The sequence below is a fragment of the Chitinophaga sp. YIM B06452 genome (assembly GCF_039655965.1).
Lineage (GTDB): Bacteria > Bacteroidota > Bacteroidia > Chitinophagales > Chitinophagaceae > Chitinophaga.
The window spans coordinates 783,771-799,949 of record NZ_JAWLKY010000002.1 but is presented as its reverse complement, the minus strand read 5'-3'; the positions used below and the strand labels follow the sequence as shown (position 1 = coordinate 799,949).

Below are 16,179 nucleotides of genomic sequence, written 5' to 3'. Positions count from 1 at the left end.
CAATTTAATGCAGGAGATTGCTTCGTCGCCCCCCGCACTTTGGCTCTGCTGCTTCTCGCAATGACGTACTTTTTAGACTTTAACTTTTTTTCCATGCTAAGTTTCAAACAATATTTCCGTTCCTCGCTGGGCAGGAAGCTGATCATGTCTATGACGGGCCTGTTCCTTTGCCTTTTCCTGATCGTGCACCTGGGCGGCAATCTTACCCTGTTTGCCGGCGACGAGGGTTACAGTTTTAATATCTATGCGCATTTCATGACGCATTTTCTGCCGGTGGAGATCATCGGTTATGTGCTGTATATTTCCATCCTTGTGCATGCCGTTTACGCGCTGGTACTCACCATAAAGAACCGGCGGGCGCGGCCGGTGAAATACGCGGTGGCGCCTAAAGCGGGCTCCAGCTGGGCATCGCTGAACATGGGATTGCTGGGCAGTATCATTTTCCTGTTCCTGGTGATCCATATGACCAATTTCTGGGGGCGGTACAAGTTCACGGAAGGAACGTACCGGGAATACCGGAAAGACCTGCTGACGGGGGAACTCACATCTGCGGTATATGTGCCAGCTTCCCCGGATTTTGAGTATGCCGTAACCATGGAACAGAACACGGAAGTGGTGCGGGTGAAAGACCTGTATGCTATCGTGTCGCATAGCTTCAGCCTGCTTTGGTATGTTATGCTGTACCTGGTGGCCATGGCAGCGGTGGCGTACCACCTCTATCACGGCTTTCAGAGCGCTTTCCAGACGGCGGGGCTCGCCAGCCGGAAGTATACGCCCATCATAAAATTTACAGGCATATGGATCTTCGCGGTGATCATCCCGCTGGCATTTGCATCCATGCCTGTTGTGTTTTACATCAAAAGTCTTTTGTAGCGGAAATACTCAAAACAGGAAAGCCTTTGCGATACCGCAAAGGCTTTCCTGTTGCTGTTCGGTACCGTGATCATGCTATGGGCACTGCCATGCGCACCTCCACGATGGCGCCGTACCGGATGATAGGACAGCCTTTCGCTATCTCCACCGCATCGTCATAATCCTTTGCCCTGATCAGGAAAAGCCCGCCGATAGATTCTTTACCTTCTGCATAAGGGCCACTGAGCACCTGGTCTTTCTTTTTCTCGTGTTTAATCACCCTGCCATCTACATCCCATCGTTTGGGAGGCGCTACCAGCCTGTCTTGCGCGGCGATGCCCGCTATCCAGTCCTGGTAAGGCTTAAGGGCTTCTTTCATCTGTTCGGGTGTGGGAGTCGGGTTGGCACTGGTCAGATCCCGGTGGATCACTAAGAGGAATTCCTGCATGTTGCTTTTTTTAGAATAAATATTTTGAAGAGAGTTGATGTGTAGCTAAAAACTTCCAGGCTTGCCGGGCGCCGGCGTGTCGTTGCGTTGCTGACCGGATGTCGCGGAGCATTTGCCGCGCCGGCGTTTGGGGAGAATCATGCGCGAACGGGTGGAAAGCGCATGCCAGTTACAACAGCCGCAACGAGCTGACACCCGTCATCTTCGTTACAAACGGAACCGGGCAGGCCCGGAAGTATCATGAAAATAGCATCAGGCTTTTACGGGCTGGCTGGCGAACCATGTTTCGAAATTGATCTTGCCGAGCCGGGGATTGGCGCCGGGAACGAGCGACTGATCATTGAGCGCAGCGCCGAAGTATCGCGCGTTCGCATCGGAAACTACTGTACGCGGATCATTCATTTCCTGTAAATAACGCGCCACCAGCGAAGAGAGGCTAACTTTGTCGGGCCCTGCAATTTCTACCGTCCCGTTGACGGGCTTGCCAAGCGCAACATCTGTAACGGCCGCCGCTACATCATCTGACGCAATGGGCTGCACAGGCGCCGGCGATAAATGAATGGCTTCGCCTTTGGCCGCCGAAGCTGCAATGCCGCCGAGGAACTCGAAGAATTGCGTGGAGTGAACAATGGAATAAGGAATACCCGCGCTTTTGATCAGGTCTTCCTGCGCCTGTTTCGCCCGGAAATAACCGCTTTCCTGCAGCCTTTCGGTGCCTACGACAGACAGGGCAATGTGGTGTTTAACGCCGGCCTTTGCTTCCGCCGCCAGCAGGTTGCGGCCGGAGGTCTGGAAAAATTCCATCACGGCCTTGTCTTCGAAAGAAGGAGAATTGGCCACGTCTATCACCACGTCCGCACCCGCAAGCGCTTCGTCCAGGCCTTCGCCGGTAATGGTGTTCACACCGGATGCCGGTGAAGCTGCGTTCACCTCGTGCCCAAGCTGCCGCAGCCTGGCTACTGTTTTGGAGCCGATAAGGCCGCTCCCGCCGATTACTACGATTTTCATGGTTTGAATATTTAACGATGTTTGAATGATTTTTGAACCGTTCTTGTTGTCCGGTATTACTTTGCAAGAGAGATGCCATTGCTGCAATGGTTTGCCAGTCAATGTTTTGGGTTGTTTTCTCTTATTTTTCTTTCACGGTATTAAGAGAATTACACCGGGTTTCACGAAATACAGCGGGTTGTCAGGGGGAATAAAAAAGGCCGGAACGATATGTGTTCCGGCCTTTCGTACGTTTATTCCGCGTCTATCTTATAAAGTAATCCGCTTTCGCGATCTTTAGTTTTCTCATCTTGGAATGCAGCGTAGTGCCCGGAAGCTCCAGTATCTCCGCGGCTCCCCCGGCGCCGGAGATCTTGCCGCCGCAGCGTTTCAGCACTTCAATGATATAGGTCCGCTCGATCTGCTCCAGCGTTCTCGCGGAAGGCAGTTGTGCCTGGCCGTCGCCGTTTTCTTCCGGCTGCCGCCCCGGAAGATGCACTTCTTTGAGAATATCCCCTTCACTCAGCAGGATGCCTCTTTCGATCTGGTGCTCCAGTTCCCGCACGTTGCCGGGCCAGTCGTAGCTCTTTAATTGCTTCAGCACTTTGGCGGATATACCGGTTATCTTTTTACCAATGTTCTTGCTGAATTTGCTGATAAAGGAATTGGCCAGCGGCTCTATGTCTTCCAGGCGTTCGCGCAACGGCGGCAGGTGAATGGGGAATACATTCAGCCGGTAATAGAGGTCGGAGCGGAAGCGTCCTGCCTTTACTTCCGCTTCCAGGTTGCGGTTGGTAGCGGCAATGATCCGCACGTCCACCTTGATGGTGTTTTTCCCGCCGATCCGCTCCAGTTCCCGTTCCTGCAGCACGCGCAGTAATTTTACCTGCAGCTCCGGCGGCATTTCGCCGATCTCGTCCAGGAAAAGGGTGCTGTTGTTGGCCAGTTCAAACTTCCCGATCCGCCGGTCTATGGCGCCGGTGAAGGCGCCTTTTTCGTGGCCGAACAATTCGCTTTCTATCAGGTGGGTGGGTAAAGCGGCGCAATTCACTTTCACCATCAGCTTGTTTTTGCGGGGAGATGCGTTATGAATAGCACGCGCGATCAGTTCCTTGCCGGTGCCTGTTTCGCCCAGCAGCAGCACGGTGGAGGCCGATTCCGCGACATGCGTCATCAAACGGTATACCTTCTGCATCTGCGTGCCGCTGCCTACGATCTCTGAAAAATTATAGATCGTTTTGATCTGCTCCCGCAGGTAGTCGTTTTCATTTTCCAGTTTTTGTTTGTAGGCCAGTATCTTTTCGTTGGCGCGTATATTCGAAATGGCAATGGAGATATGCGCGCAGATGCCTTTCAGGATAGTGACAGTCAGGTTGAGCTCATCTGTGAGCAGCCAGAGTGTGCCGATATCGGTGGTTCCCACGCGCAGCGGCGCCCCGAAAGCGGTCTTCATCCCTACATGCTCCCAAAACCGCACCACCGGGCTGTCGCCGCCCCGCGCCACTTCTTCCGCGACGTTGAAGATAACCGGCCCGTCGTTTTGAAGCACCCGCGCGTTCAGCTCTTCGTGAATGCCGATATTCCTTGCGGCCAGTGCCAGGAACAGCTCTCTCTCTTTTCCCCAAATGCTCTCGTCGTACATGTAGGGAGTGAGCGTAACGCCATCGTCTTCGATAGTGCGGATCATCACCAGTTTGATGTTCAACACATTCTGCAAAACGTTCGAAATCGCCCGCTGCAGGTCGTCTTTAGACCGCAGGGCGGCAATGTCGTGGCTGAACTCCAGGAGGAAAGCCTGTTCCCGTTCACGGCGCAATATTTCTTCATTGGCGATGATATTGGACATGGCGATGGATACCTGCGCGCAGATGCCCTGCAGCAGCGGCATGTTGATGTCTTCAAGGCCCAGCCACAGGATGCCGAGGGTTACATCGCCGGTGCGCAGGGGCGTGCCCACCACGGTGGTGAACCCGATCTTTTTCCAGAGCTCCAGGTAACGGGCGGTATTGCCTTTGGCGATCTCGGCATTCACACTGAAAAACAGCGGTATCTCGCTGTTCAGCACCCTGTTCTGCAACCCGTCGTTGACAGGCAGCCTGGCGGTGATCATTTCCTGCACGAGTTCGTCGTCATTATTTGCAATGCTTTCATCATAAATGTAAGTGGTGGAGGTCGCCTGGTCTTCGTTGATCTTGCGGATCGCATAGCCGTCGAGCGAATGCAGCTTTTTAAGGCTCCTGCGGATGGCTTCCGACAGGTCGGCCTTGCTTCTAACGGCGGCGATATCGCTGCTGAAGTCCAGCAGGAAGGATTTTTCATTTTCCCGTTCCAGTATTTCCTCGTTGGCGGCAATGTTGCTGATGGCGGCAAAGAGCTGGCCGGAAATGCGGTTCACGATGTTGGCGGCGGCTGCGCCGAAAGTGCCTGTTTGGTGGGAGAACAGCATCAGGCTGTATTTGGACGGGCCGTTGCCGCCCAGTATTTTCACGATCATTTCCCGCGCGCCGGCTTCATGATGCAGTTTGAACCAAAGAGGCGCGGTTTCCAGGCCGAAGGTCTGCATATCAAACACCAGTGGCTTGTAGTACAGCGAGGCGATGTCGTAAATGCCGTCATCCGCGGGGGTAGCCATGAAAAGCGCATTGCCGGAATCTGTCAGTTCCTTCAGCCTTGCCTCCGCATCGATGAGATAAGCTTTGTAATATTCTTCCTTTTCGTCCATCACGGTGATCATGGCGTTCGAGAAGGGAATGATCTCTTTCAGGCGGGAACTGATGATCTTCAGGAGGTCTTGCCGGCTGCGCACCTTTACCATTTCATGGCTCAGCGACAGCAGCACTTCGTTGACGGATTCAGCATGTCCGATCGCTTCATTTTTCCGGATATTGGCCACCGCGCTGGAAACCTGCGGGGCGATGCCGGCAATGATGCGGATAAATTCCTCCGTGAACCCGGCTTCGTCTTTCGTATAAGTATGCAGGAAGCCGATCACCTGGTCCTTGTCCTTTAGCGGCGTCATTAAGATCACCCGGATGCCTGCCTGGTAATTTACTTTCAGGAAAACCGGGCTCCCGGGAAGGTCCATTACGTCTTCCATCCTGAAAGCGGTAGGCTCTCCATTGGCCAGCACCTTTTGAATAAAAGGTTCATGCAGCGGGAAGCGGGCGGTTACCAGCGTTGGATAAAGCTCATGGTGCTGAATGGGAGAGGAAGCGGGGTCCAGCAGGAAAGGGGTGTAGCTTTGGCCATCGTCGTTGATAAGCGTAACGATGGCGTGCGAAAAGGGGAACATCTCCCTGATCTTGTAAGAAAAGATGGTGATCAGGTCGGTTTTCGCCCGCACTTTCGTGAGCTCATTGCCCAGTTCGAGGAGAATGCGGCGTTCGGTTTCCAATGATGCGATACGGTCCCCCAGGCCATGGACGGCGGTTTTGGGGGTGGTGTTTACTGTTTTTCTCATGCTAAAACGGACAGATTGTGAATGTTTGGTATGCCATGCCAGTATATAACAATCAAAGAGCCGTAACTGGACAAAAAATTACCAATAATTTATCTCATTTTTTAAGAAAATTTGAAAATCAATTTGTTAGGGACAATAAAAAAACCGGGCAGGTAACCCGGTTTTAATGCTCCATCTTCCTTATCCGGCTATTACAATTCATTGGCCGCCCCGAGAATGATATCAGTTACTTTACCCGGCATGGAAACCATGGGTATATGGCTTGAGTTCAGCTCAGTCTTTTTTGCGTTGATCATCTGGGCTTCGGCCCTTGCAAGCGCAAGTGGCACCATCTGGTCGTCTGTACCAATGATGAACCAGGAAGGCCTGGTTTTCCATGCCGCCGTGGATATTTTGGTGACGGTGGCTTTCGCTGCCCAGGGCGTTTGCGTGGCAACCAGCACCTGCCTGTCTTCCGCCGGGAGGTCCTGCGCAAAATACTCATGAATGCCTTTGGGCGAGAGGCTCAGGAAGCCGGACGCATCCTGCCTGAACTCCCCGCTGCCGGGCGCCGGCGGGAATGCTTTTGTGACGTCCGTTACGGATTGGCCGTCGTTCGGAACCAGGGCGCAAACATAGACCAGGCCGGCCACCTTAGGGTCGTTGCCTGCTTCGGTGATCACCATCCCGCCATAGGAGTGCCCTACGAGCAGAACGGGACCATCCATTAAAGCAATGGCCCTTTTGGTGGCCGCTACGTCTTCTTCCAGTGAAGTGAGCGGGTTTTGCACAGCGATCACATTCAGCCCTTTGGCGTGCAGGGCAGGGATGATCTTAGCCCAACTGGAGCCGTCAGCAAAAGCGCCATGTACGAGCACGATGTTCTTTACGCCTTTCGGAACGGATGCGGTTTGCGCGCCGGCAGTGCCTGGTACGGCGGTAGCTGCTGTTAAGACCGTTGCAGCAACGATGTGTTTGAGGGTAGACATTTTTTTGTTTTTAAAAGTGTAGAATTTGGAATAAAGGCCGGCCCGGAGGCTGTAGTGCTTAGCAGTGCTGTCTTTTATAGCCGGCGATATCTTAGGGTTGCAAGCGATGGGCCAGCTGGTAAGATTTTGATAATCAACCGGGCATGGAAAATGCGCCTTCGTTTCCTGGCTGTATTTCGTGAATTAGCGAAAAGATCAACTGTATATCGGAGTGGGGGAGGGAATGAAAAAGAGGCTTCCCATGTGGAAGCCTCTTTTATGATTTTTGACCAGACCTGTCCTGCCATTCCTCATAGGGATAAATTTTTCCCTATCCCCCGCTTTGCCCCCGGGCGTTATCTTTGGAGCAAAATTTTTGTGATGTACCAGAAGAAAATACCCGAGATGCTGGATTGCGGGCTGGCGGTGGCCATCAAAGTGGTAGGCGGTAAATGGAAAGCCTGGATCATTGACTGCATCAGGCGGGGGATCAAACGGCCGAGCGCCATTCACCGCGAAATGCATGAAGTGAATCCCAGGTTGATTAACCTTCACCTGAAAGAGCTGGAAGAGTTAGGGATCATCTGTAAGCGTGTGTATGCCGAAGTACCCGTCAGGGTGGAATACTGGTTTACCGAAGTTGGAGAAAGCATATTGCCTGTGGTGGACGTGCTGGAGCAGTGGGGCAACACGCACAAGGAATATATTCACCGCAACCATAGCGGATACGAAGTTGGATCCTGCCAGTTCCTCCCGGAGCCGCGGAATTGATCATGCTGTTTTTCTCAGTACTTTGATGATCGCTGCATGTTCTTCCGCCCCGTAACCTGCGTCTATAGCCCGTTGGAAGATATCAGCGGCGAAGCGCGGCAGCTCTTTGCTGATGCCCGCTTCTTCCGCCTGCTGCACCAGCAGGTGAAGATCGTGGCCTGTAGTGTTGACCGTGCTTTCAGGATCACTGAAACGGTTGTGTTGTATCACTTCGCCCATGTGCTTCGATTCGATGGCCAGTATGGGTGAAATACTATGGACCAGGTTGCCGAAGTCATCCGCGCGGAAACCTTCATTCTCGCAGATCAGCGCGCCGTGGCAGAAGCCTATCCAGTTGCCTGCGAGGTAAGCCAGCACAGCGGAGAAAAGCACCGCCGAAGCGCCGGGCCCGCCGCCGAGATAATTGACCGTTCCGGCGAGTGAGTGAAGCGCTGCTTCATGTTGTCTGAATATTCCTTCATCGCCGCAGACCGTGATGGTGGCATCGCTGGTGCCGATCTGCCGTGGCCATGCGAGAATATCACCGTTCAGGCAATGAGCCCCATGCTGCTTTGCCCATGCATCCAGTTCACGGGCTTCCTTTGGCGTGCCGGTGCTCAGCAGCAACAGTGTGCGGCCATGCAATACGTTTGCAAGGTCTTCCTGCGCTAATATTTTTTCTGAAGCTTTGTAATCGGATACGCAGATCACCACCAGCGGGCTGGCTGCTATTGCCGCTGCAATACCCGTAGCAACAACAGCGCCCTGTTCCGCGAGAGGCGCTGCTTTGGCCGCGTTCCTGTTCCACACCGTTACCTCGTACCCCTTTGCCAGCAAAGCATTTGCCAGTGCGCTTCCCATTGTGCCCAGACCAATTACGGTCACTTTTCCTGCTGAGTTATTTGTTCCTGTCATCATCATTTTTTTGTTCTGGAATAATGCCTGCAAATTAATGCCTGTGGTTTCCATCATCAATACGGGATAAAAGATTCAGGCAGATGAAAAATTTATCACTGCTCATTTGTGTAGAAAGCGTGTAAAAAGAAGTGCGTATATGTAAGAAGAACATAACTACAGATTGATAAAAGATGAGAATTTCCAGGTAAAAAAATATCTGACATAAAAAATCACACACTCGTAGCAGGGAATTTCCAGAGAAGCGCAATATCTTTGCGCTGCCTATACGAAAAAAGAGTAACCACATCCTTTAGAGAGATCCAGACAGAAGAGTTAAGACAAAAAAATTAATACATCATACTGAACCGAATACCGTATTCCTGTTAAAAATCGTAACCACCTTTAGAGAAATCCCATAAGAAACAAAGGCAAAAAATTAATACACAATACTAAAAACCGAATACCGTATTCCTATACTACCGCCGGTTCTCCTGGACCGCGCTAGCCAACTTTTATTCTATTAATTCTTTAAAGTACACCTGCATGAAACATTTACTTCTTGCGGCCGTGCTGCTATTGCTTTGCAGCGCTGCTTCCGCACAGCTTAAGGTCGGCACTAATCCCAGCCAGATCAACAAATCCTCTATACTCGAACTGGAAAGCACCCGCCAGGGTCTGCTGCTGCCCAGGATCCCGGGCAACAACCTGTCTTCCGCCCCGCTGAACGCGGCGCCTGATGGTATGATCATCTACGTGCCGGATTCCGCCAGCCTCTTTGTACGTAAGAATGCTTTGTGGCAGAAAATGAGTGTAGACAGTGTGGCCAATGCATCGAACTGGAACGTAATAGGCAACGCAGGACTGGACTCTACCAAGAATTTCTTTGGTACTACAGACAAGCAGGCGCTCATCTTCCGCACCGATAACGCGGAACGCCTGAGATTGACTGCCGGTGGCAACATCACCGTGGGCGCCAACGTGGTTCCCCAGGGCACCAACCAGGTGCAGGTAATGGTGATAGACCCTGCTACCGGTACGCTCATGCAAAGAACCATTGCGGAATCCGCGTTCAGCAACGCGATCGTTTCCATCAACGGTTTGAGGGACACTGTGCAGACGTTTCGTATAGACAGCGCCGTTACATCGGATATCAGGATCACTTCCGCGGTGAACGGTACCACCGGCAATGCTGAACATGTGTTCAACATTCCCACGCAGGACGGCAGCAGCAACGTTTCCCGCGGTTTCCTCTCGTATGCCGACTGGCTGCGGTTCGATTCCTCCGCGCGTTACCAGATACTCGCCACTGCATACACCGCTGCTGCATCCGCCACCGGTCTCAGCATCAACGGCGATTCCATCCGCCTGCATCCTGCAGACGATGCGAACCCCGGCGCTGTGTCTATCACCGCACAAACTTTCGCCGGCGCCAAGAACGTGCGCGATACGCTGAGCGTGGGCCTTGCCGCAGGTGCTACCGCCAACTCCACCTTCCAGCTGAACGGTTCCATGTCTGCCAACATCACGACGGTAACAGCCAACCATTCCGCCAGCGAGTCGGACAATACGATCCTAGCTAACACCACCGGCGGCGCCATCACCGTTACCCTTCCCCCCGTTACCAATATTGCCGGCAGGATATACACGATCAAAAAGATTGGCACAGGAGGTATAGACAATGCGCTGACCATCCAGCCGACGGGCGCTACGATCGACGGTGGCAACGATTACATCATTTACAACGACTGGACGTTCGTGACCTTACAGACAGACGGCACCAACTGGTACGTGATCAAAAAATAAGGCTTCACCAAACGATCAGCTATGAACATACGACCATACGGTTGGATGCTGTTGCTGCTGCCCGCTGTCATGGCGGTCCCTTCCGCCCTGCGGGCGCAATTGAAGCTGGGTGCTAACCCGGCCAGTATCAACAAGTCGTCTATACTGGAGCTGGAAAGCAGCAGCCAGGGGCTTTTGCTGCCGCGCGTGCCAGACACGACGGTGAGCACCCTGGCCGCTGCCCCCGACGGCACGATCGTTTATTACACGCCGCTGAAAAGTATACTCGTGCGCAAAGACGGTTACTGGCGGCCGATGAAAGACGCCGCCACCACCGCCACGGAATGGCTGCTGGACGGGAACACGCTTCCCGCACCTGCTTCATTCGGAACGGTGAACAACATGGCGCTTCCTTTCATCACCAACAACCAGGAAAGGATGCGCATTGCCGCCGACGGCGCCATCGGTTTCGGAACGGCAGCGCCAACAACGCTGATGCATATACGGACCGGTGTGGCGGATTCCAGCGGGTTGCGGTTGGAGAACCTTACTTCTTCTTCCGCAGTTACGCCCGGCGCTGCGGCCCTGGGTGTGGATGAGAACGGGAAAGTAGTGAGGGCGAACAAAGTAATGTTTTACAGCGGCGGCGCCGGCGCAGATGGCGCATCGGGCGGAACGGCAGATGTTGACGAAGTGACGAAAGTGTGGGTGGCCGAAGTGGCGAACACCAGCACTGGCGTGCAAACCATCAATTTTCCCGGAAATATATCGTTTACCCATATCCTAGGTATCCAGGTGACGGCCAAGGGCGGTTCGGGCATTACAGATACGCCCATCGCCGTGGTGACATCCAATACAAACAACAGCGTTACGGTCCGGGTCATGGAAGCCGCGGATGTCACCACGCCGAGCCTGGCGCTTGAGCCACATGTAAACACTTCGACGAAGCTCTATATCCGTGTAGAAGGGAATTAAAACTATTGAACGTTTGTTGAACAAACATCACATATTATCCATCTGCCAGCTGGTTTTTCTATGTTCGGGCCTGGCCGTCCGCGCACAAACAGGCGTATTTATCCCGCCTGGCGCGGACGTGATGGCCCACCGGGCAGACACGGTTTCCATTTTCGGCAATATGGACAACCAGGGGCGCTTTGGCAGCGCCACCGGTTCGGCGGTGTTGTTTTACGGGAGCCTGTGGAGCAATACAGACGCGGCGCTGCTGCCGGAAGACCGCTTTTATGATCCTACCCTGCCTCCCGGCGGAGGCGTATTCCGTTTCATGCAGCCGCTGCAGGGAGACGGAAGGCAAACGATCTTTGGCGGGTACAACTCCGCCACTGGCATAGGCGCTAGTTTTCCGAACCTTTACATCAACAATCCCTCCGGCGTGCAGCTGGCGGATCTCAGCGATCTGCGCATCCGCTACAACCTGCATTTCGAGAGCGGGCATCTTTACCTGAACGGATGGGACCTTGCTGTGGGCGGCGAAGCTACTGGCAGGAGCAGCATTACCGGGTACACCAACCGCCGTTTTATCATCACCGGTCCGTCGCCCTACGGCGGGTTCCTATACCTATACAATATCAGCTCTTCAACGGGCGAAGTTACATTTCCAATTGGCACAGATGAAAACAGTTATTCCCCGCTCGCCCTGCAATACAGCGGGCGGCGGGCGGATAACTTCCGCGCGAGGGTGTTCGGCAACGTATACGCCAGCGCGCAAACCGGCAATACACTGGAAGGGAACCTCGTGCTCAAAACCTGGCAGATCCTGCAAAACGGGACGCCCAACGGCGACAGCATTTCCGTTTCCCTCCAGCACAACCCTGCAGATCAGAACACAGGCTTCACTGAAAATATAGACAGCAGCTTTATTTCCCGCTACAACGCTATTTCCGGCTGGGACACCATCAGGCCGCACGGTTTCTCGCAGCCCGGCACGCTCACCACCGGCAGCCCGCTGCAACAAGCGTATATGCATTCCCGTAAGCTGCCCGCATCCAACAGCGTATTTCTTTCCCTGCAGGCGCTCAAAAAACCGGTTACGCCCGGCTTTGATGTGTCATTGATATTCGACGCCACCCGTATGGACATCCGGCAGGTGCAGACCAACTGGCTCACCCTGCGCGAGCGTAACGTGCAGCACTTTGAGCTGGAACGCAGGCTGGAACATGAGAACGACTTCCATACCATCGCCATTGTGCCGACACAAACGCCTACAGGCAACAGCAACGTAAACAGGCCGTACCGGTACATGGACGATAATTATTACGGCAACTACAGCTACTACCGCCTCAAAACCATCAGCCGCAACGGGGGCAGCACTTATTCCCCCATCCGCGCCGTGCCCGGTATGTACAAGATCACCGTATCTCCCAATCCCAGCAGGGGCCAGTTCACCGTCAGCCTCACCGGCGTGCGCAACCTGCTCAGGATGGAAATGTATGATATGAAAGGGAACCTGGTGGGTAAAACGCAGATCAATGCCACGAACATGCCCGTGCATGTACCCAACCTGGCGGTCGGGATGTACATCCTCGTGTTTTACGATAAGGATAACAACAACGTGATCGTGGACAGGCAGAAGATCGAGATCATTAAATAAGGGTTCGCCGGAAGACAGGCCGTATATCTTTAAAGCCGGGCACATTAAAGTTGAGCCCGGCTTTAATATTTATGCAGTGAGCTGTTCCTGATCAGCAATTAATCCCCATCTCCATGCAACGCCACGCCGCATAAAGCAGTCGCTTCTTCGAGCACGCGCTGGCGTTTTTCCGCCGGAATGCCTGCCGCGCTGAGCGATACGGGACGGTTTACCAGGTCGCTGCATAGAACTGCCTCCACATATAATAGCCTTGATTTTTCCTGAGGGCTGAGGGTGGTAAGGCAGGTGATCGGGTACAACGCAGCCTGGTCGATCATGTCTTTCAGCCCGTTGCCCGCCGGGTAATCCCAGGAAACCAGGCGCAGGCCGGCGCATTCCCCGTATTGCAATGCGTCGGCCGACAGGCGGGTATTGGTGACGAGCCAGCCGGTGGCGGCTTCTTTGATGCCGTTGATATTGCGCTTGTTCACAATATCCCGGAACCTTGCATGCACATACAGGCTGGTCTTAACATCGCACGGGATGCCGGCCTGGTGATATTTGCATTCGATATAATGCGTTTCCGGCTGGCGTGTTGCCAGCACGTCCACTTCATGTTTTACACAAAATCCGCTGACGATCATATTGGTTTGAACGGCGTAGCCTTTATGCCGGAACAATTCTCCCACAAACTGCTCAAAGGGGAAGCCCGAAGGCCCCAGCTCCAGGATGGCCCTTTTCAAATGATAACGCGCTGCTGCCGGAAAGGCCCGTTCGCGCAACAGGTCAAAAGCTATGTCATAGATCTCGCGGGTCGTAATATCCGGGTAAAGTTTGTCCCTAAGCGCATCGACTATTTCCGCCGCTTCCTGCCGGGAAGCACCTGCTTTTAAAAGCGACCGGCGAAGCTTGTCTTCCGAGAACGGGTCTTTCCGACCGTCATTCTTTATTACATTTTGAATAAGTGTTTTGTTTTGCATATGAACCCGATGAATCCTGCCTGCCAAGGTAAGAGGCTGCCGGAAGCTGGCATATGACGGCCGTTGCGCCTGCCGGTGACGGTCGTCATCGCCGGCAGGGCGCATCACGATGATGACTATCATCAAAAATGCCGCCCATGGTCATTCCCGGGCGGGTTTTACAGGTATAAATTACATTCAAAACCTACTGCTATGAAAAAGATCATCGCCGCCGTAAACGCCCTCAGCTTTTCAGAACAGGAACTGGACAGTTATAAATACATCGCGGATAAAGCCCGCGGAAAACTCACCATTTTATTCCTCGAAAACCTGGCCGGGGAATCCATTCTTCAGCCCCTTGAAACCGGTTATATCGGGTATGATGCGCTGTTTGCCGAAAGTGCGAAGGCACGGCAGGAAAAGGCGGATTCGAACAGGAAAAAGCTGGTACGTTATTTCCAGGACAACTGTATGGAAGTGACCGTTCGCAGCCTGTCTGGCGTGCCGGCAAACGAGGTGCTTAAGGAAACCCGCTTTGCGGACCTGCTGCTGATCAAAAACACCACTTCTTTCAGCGTATGGCAAGACTCCAATCCACCGTTGTTTATCAGGGAAATGCTGACCGACGCCCAATGCCCCGTGATGGTACTCCCTGAAGCCACCCATTACCTGCGGGAGATCATATTTACCTACAACGGCACTTTCTCTTCCATGTTTGCCATCCGCCAATTTACCCAGCTGTTCGACGGTCTCAGCGGAACGCCGGTGAAAGTGGTGCATATCGTGGAAGGCGATGACAAAAAAGTACCGAATGGCCGGTTACTCAAGGAATACCTCGGCCACCACTATGAAGAAGTGACTTACCTGACCCGCGAAGGCAGGGCTTCAGGAGAGTTGATGGCGCTTACCATACATGGTGAGAACAGTGTGATGACCTTCGGCGCATATGGCAGAAGTAAAGCCTCCCGGTTCTTCCACCGCAGCGATGCAGACTGCCTGCTGCGCACTACCAATATCCCGCTTTTTATCACCCATCCCTAAACAGCGCGGGATGAACGGAATAATTGTGGGGGTCCTGCCAAATAAAACCGGATAATATGAAAATATTTATCAGGGGAGTTCCTGGCCTGCGGCGGTAATGCCCGCCGCCACAGGGTCTTTAATTGACCATGCGCTCAAGTTTCGCCAGGTTTTCGATCATGATCGAGCCTTCTTCGATGCGGATCAATTGTTCGTCGCGGAAATCGCCCAGCGTTCTGATCAGCGATTCTTTCGCCACCCCGGCAATGGCGGCGATATTGTCCCTGCCGATGTCCAGGCTGAAGCCCGGCGTTTTATCGGGGTTATATTTCCGGTAAAGATACAGCAGCGCATCGGCCACTTTTTTGCGGAGTGAATTATACGCAAGGCCCAGCAGGTGCTGTTCGCTTTCGGAGATATTGGCGGTGAGCAGCCGGAGGAATTTTCTCATCACGTCCATATTGCTGTATACCAGCGCTTCGAAGTCGCTGCGGGGGATAACGGCCAGCTCGACGGGCGTGATGGCTTCGGCTTCATCCTGGTAGGTGCCTTCTTCCAGGAGGGCTTTGTAACCGAGGAATTCGCCTTCATTAAAAATGCGGGTGATGATCTCTTTCCCGTCTTCATTGTGCCGGCTTGTTTTTACTTTGCCTTTCAGGATAAAGTACATGTACGTCGGGTGGTTGCCGGCGGCATATATGAGTTGTTTCTTTTTATAGGAGTTGATGTTACGGCCTTCGCGCAGGTCTTTCAGCAGATCATTCCCGTTCGCAGTCTGCAACAGGCTGTTGAACCCCGTAAGGTCAGGCGTGAGCTCCTGCCTGAGCCGCTGGCTTTTTTTCAGCCTTATTTCCACTGCGTGCAGCAGTTCCATGGGGTCGAAAGGCTTTACCAGGTAATCATCCGCGCCCAGTTCCATTCCTTTGCGTATATCCGTTCTTTCGGCGCGGGCAGACAGGAAAATGAAAGGGATATGGCTCATCTCGTCCCGCTTCTGCAGCATGTGCAACACGCCGTAGCCGTCCAGCACGGGCATGGAAATGTCGCAAATGATCAGGTCCGGCTTGTGTTCCAGCGCCAGCTTGACGCCTTCCCTGCCATCGGAGGCTGTTAGTACCTTGTAATTATCCATTTCCAATATCTCAGCGATATTTTCCTGGACGTCGGACATATCTTCGATGACGAGTATAGTGGATGCCATTTGGGAGATTGCTAATTGGTAACTGATGGGCCTAAAATTAGGGAATTCTTCATGCACGGGCAAAAGGATTTTGTGCCGGCAATATTGTACCCGGCAAATGATCTTCCCCGGCAATGACAGGCGTCATTGTTTCCGCAACGCGGCATCATTGCAAGACAGGCAAGATCATGCGAGATTTGCAGGAGAATTCATGATCATGCGTATGGGGAAGGTCGTTGCCGTTTGGTGGGAGAGCGGCAGCAACATATCTTCGTATTTACAGAAGCGGTTTAAAATCCCTAATTTTCCA

The 16,179-nt window shown here is 53.2% G+C and carries 13 protein-coding genes; 6 read left to right on the top strand and 7 right to left on the bottom strand.

Annotated features, from left to right (window positions below):
- Positions 1-93: 93 nt before the first annotated feature.
- Positions 94-873 (top strand): succinate dehydrogenase cytochrome b subunit, encoded by a 780-nt coding sequence (locus tag R3I13_RS13005; protein ID WP_346318390.1) that lies wholly within the window; start codon positions 94-96, stop codon positions 871-873.
- A gap of 70 nt (positions 874-943) precedes the next feature.
- On the opposite strand, the gene R3I13_RS13000 is transcribed toward R3I13_RS13005, so the two are convergent.
- From R3I13_RS13000 to R3I13_RS12985, 4 genes are all read right to left on the bottom strand, one after another.
- The gene (locus R3I13_RS13000) at positions 944-1,300 is read right to left on the bottom strand and encodes a YciI family protein (RefSeq protein ID WP_346318389.1); all 357 of its coding nucleotides are present in this window, start codon (positions 1,298-1,300) and stop codon (positions 944-946) included.
- Positions 1,301-1,552: 252 nt separating this feature from the next.
- Complete coding sequence (locus R3I13_RS12995) at positions 1,553-2,308, bottom strand: SDR family oxidoreductase (RefSeq protein ID WP_346318388.1); 756 nt, start codon at positions 2,306-2,308, stop codon at positions 1,553-1,555.
- Between the two features lie 244 nt (positions 2,309-2,552).
- Positions 2,553-5,747, bottom strand: coding sequence for a sigma 54-interacting transcriptional regulator (locus R3I13_RS12990; RefSeq protein WP_346318387.1), 3,195 nt, complete (start codon positions 5,745-5,747; stop codon positions 2,553-2,555).
- A gap of 191 nt (positions 5,748-5,938) precedes the next feature.
- On the bottom strand, positions 5,939-6,715 hold the full coding sequence (locus tag R3I13_RS12985; RefSeq protein ID WP_346318386.1) for an alpha/beta hydrolase: 777 nt from the start codon (positions 6,713-6,715) through the stop codon (positions 5,939-5,941).
- A 360-nt stretch (positions 6,716-7,075) separates the two neighbouring features.
- Here R3I13_RS12985 and R3I13_RS12980 point away from each other — a divergent pair, with 360 nt between their 5' ends.
- Positions 7,076-7,465 carry a helix-turn-helix domain-containing protein gene (locus R3I13_RS12980; protein WP_346318385.1) on the top strand — a complete coding sequence of 130 codons (390 nt, stop codon included), beginning with the start codon at positions 7,076-7,078 and terminating at the stop codon, positions 7,463-7,465.
- On the opposite strand, the gene R3I13_RS12975 is transcribed toward R3I13_RS12980, so the two are convergent.
- A complete protein-coding gene (locus R3I13_RS12975; protein WP_346318384.1) occupies positions 7,466-8,416 on the bottom strand; it encodes an NAD(P)-binding domain-containing protein in 951 nt (316 codons plus the stop codon).
- A gap of 468 nt (positions 8,417-8,884) precedes the next feature.
- On the opposite strand from R3I13_RS12975, the gene R3I13_RS12970 reads away from it, so the two are divergent.
- From R3I13_RS12970 to R3I13_RS12960, 3 genes are read left to right on the top strand one after another with little or no spacing between them, the layout of a single operon-like run.
- A complete protein-coding gene (locus R3I13_RS12970) occupies positions 8,885-10,144 on the top strand; it encodes a hypothetical protein (protein WP_346318383.1) in 1,260 nt (419 codons plus the stop codon).
- Between the two features lie 21 nt (positions 10,145-10,165).
- A complete protein-coding gene (locus R3I13_RS12965) occupies positions 10,166-11,098 on the top strand; it encodes a hypothetical protein (RefSeq protein WP_346318382.1) in 933 nt (310 codons plus the stop codon).
- Between the two features lie 13 nt (positions 11,099-11,111).
- Positions 11,112-12,731 (top strand): T9SS type A sorting domain-containing protein, encoded by a 1,620-nt coding sequence (locus R3I13_RS12960; RefSeq protein ID WP_346318381.1) that lies wholly within the window; start codon positions 11,112-11,114, stop codon positions 12,729-12,731.
- 98 nt (positions 12,732-12,829) lie between these two features.
- Here R3I13_RS12960 and R3I13_RS12955 read toward each other — a convergent pair whose 3' ends face one another.
- Complete coding sequence (locus tag R3I13_RS12955; RefSeq protein ID WP_346318380.1) at positions 12,830-13,690, bottom strand: ATP cone domain-containing protein; 861 nt, start codon at positions 13,688-13,690, stop codon at positions 12,830-12,832.
- A gap of 192 nt (positions 13,691-13,882) precedes the next feature.
- Between R3I13_RS12955 and R3I13_RS12950 the strand changes: the two genes are divergently transcribed.
- The gene (locus R3I13_RS12950) at positions 13,883-14,710 is read left to right on the top strand and encodes a hypothetical protein (RefSeq protein ID WP_346318379.1); all 828 of its coding nucleotides are present in this window, start codon (positions 13,883-13,885) and stop codon (positions 14,708-14,710) included.
- A gap of 118 nt (positions 14,711-14,828) precedes the next feature.
- Here R3I13_RS12950 and R3I13_RS12945 read toward each other — a convergent pair whose 3' ends face one another.
- Positions 14,829-15,890, bottom strand: a complete 1,062-nt coding sequence (locus tag R3I13_RS12945) for a response regulator (RefSeq protein WP_346318378.1) — start codon at positions 15,888-15,890, stop codon at positions 14,829-14,831.
- Between the last annotated feature and the right edge of the window lie 289 nt (positions 15,891-16,179).